1 protein-coding gene is annotated in these 379 nt (G+C 57.8%); it reads left to right on the top strand.

The window, feature by feature from the left end; translation table 11 throughout:
• Nucleotides 1-171: 171 nt before the first annotated feature.
• The coding region (locus QZH66_RS15780) for a hypothetical protein (protein ID WP_305806844.1) at nt 172-379 on the top strand (208 nt) is incomplete at its 3' end.

Raw genomic sequence — 379 nt, 5'->3', positions numbered from 1 at the left:
TCAGAAATACTTGGTTACGCTCGTTGTCTTCGGACAACACCTGCGCAGCCCGTCCGCGCTGTTCCGAGCCTCTGCCAAAGCTGGACCAGTGCCTTAGCTTGTCAGTGCAAAACATTGCTGCTATGGTGCTTTTACATATTTTCTCAAGCCGGGGCGGAGCGGGCATCAGACATGAAAAAAAATAACGGGCCGCTCGACCGAGCAGCAACCCCTCATCAGTTGATGTCAACCATGCATCGTTGGAAACATTCTGCGCTGGCGGCTGCGGTCGTCGCGTCTGCCGGTCTGTACGCATCAAATGCCCTGGCGCTGGCGCTGGGACCCATCACGGTGCAGTCCGCACTGGGTGAGCCCTTGCGCGCCGAAATCGATCTGCCGC

Source organism: Stenotrophomonas sp. YIM B06876 (genome assembly GCF_030711595.1).
Taxonomy (GTDB): domain Bacteria; phylum Pseudomonadota; class Gammaproteobacteria; order Xanthomonadales; family Xanthomonadaceae; genus Stenotrophomonas.
This window is presented reverse-complemented; position numbering and strand designations above follow the sequence as displayed.